Origin of the sequence: Acidisphaera rubrifaciens HS-AP3 (assembly GCF_000964365.1) — a bacterium.
Classification (GTDB): Bacteria; Pseudomonadota; Alphaproteobacteria; order Acetobacterales; family Acetobacteraceae; genus Acidisphaera; species Acidisphaera rubrifaciens.
The window spans coordinates 1-1,421 of sequence record NZ_BANB01000985.1; the positions used below are offsets into that span (position 1 = coordinate 1).

1 protein-coding gene is annotated in these 1,421 nt (G+C 74.9%); it reads left to right on the forward strand.

Annotation, left to right across the window (positions count from 1 at the left end):
* Nucleotides 1-1,421, forward strand: a 1,421-nt coding sequence (locus tag B8460_RS19545) for a glycosyltransferase family 2 protein (protein ID WP_048863302.1), incomplete at both ends; no start/stop codon positions are given.

The following is a 1,421-nucleotide window of genomic DNA, read 5'->3' on the forward strand; positions in this document are numbered from 1 at the left end:
GCGCGGCGCGGGCGGCCCACCCGGCGCGCCGTGCGTCCCGCCTCGCGGTGCCCTGCGCGCCGGCGCCCCGCGTCACCATCATCATCCCGACCTACGGGCAGGCGGCGTGCACGCTGCGCTGCCTCGCCTCCATCGCCGCGCACCCGCCGCGCGCGCCGGTGGAGATCGTGGTGATCGACGACGCGTCCGGCGATCCCGCCGTCGCCGCCCTGGCGCGCGTGCGCGGCCTGCGCTTCGTCACGCAGGCGCGCAACCTCGGCTACCTGCTGACCTGCAACGCCGCCGCGGCCGGGGCGCGGGGGGCGTTCCTGATGCTCCTCAACAACGATACCGAGGTGCGGGACGGCTGGCTCGACGCGCTGCTGGAGGCGCTCGACCGCGATCCGCGGGCGGCGGCGGCCGGGTCGAAGCTGCTGCACCCGGACGGGCGGCTGCAGGAGGCAGGCGGCATCCTGTGGGCGGATGGCAGCGGCTGGAATTATGGCCGCGGCGATGACCCGGGCCGGCCGGAATACAACTATGTCCGCGAGGCCGACTGGTGCTCGGCGGCCTCGCTGCTGGTCCGGCGCGACGCCTGGGACGCGCTCGGCGGCTTCGATCCGGTCTATGCCCCGGCCTATTGCGAGGATTCCGATCTCGCCTTTCGCCTCCGCGCGCGCGGCCGGACGGTGCTGTACGTGCCCACCTCCGTCGTCGTGCATCACGAGGGCACCACCCACGGCACCGACACGTCGCGCGGTCTCAAGGCGTTCCAGACCCGCAACCAGCAGATCCTGCGCCGCCGCTGGGCCGGCGCGCTCGCCGATCACTATCCGAACGGGGACCACGTCGCCCGCGCCCGCGACCGCGCGCGCGATCGGCGAGTGACCCTTGTGCTCGATCACCTGGTGCCGGAGCCGGACCGCGATGCCGGGTCGCGCACCATGGACGCCTTCCTGACCGCGCTGCAGGACGCGGGCGACGTGGTGAAGTTCTGGCCGCAGAACCGCCACCGCACGCCCGGCTACGCGGCGCGGCTGGAAGCGCGGGGGATCGAGGTTCTGTACGGCACGACGCCGTTCGCGGAATGGCTGGCGACGCGCGGCGGCGCGGTCGATCGCGTGCTGGCCAGCCGTCCGGCCGTCGCCGACGCGCTGCTGCCGGATCTGCTCGGCCTGCTGCGGGTGCCGGTGGTCTATTACGGCCATGACCTGCATCACGTCCGGCTGCGGGCACAGGCGGCGCTGCTGCCGCCCGGCGCGGCCCGCGACGCGCTGCTCGCCGAGGCCGCGCGGCAGGAGGCGGAGGAGCATCGTGCCTGGGCGCTCGCCGACGTGGTGCTCTATCCGTCCGAGGAAGAGGCGGCCGCCGTCCGCGCCCTGCGCCCCGGCACCGATGCGCGCGCCGTCGTGCCCTATGCGTTCGACAGCTTCGACCCGCCG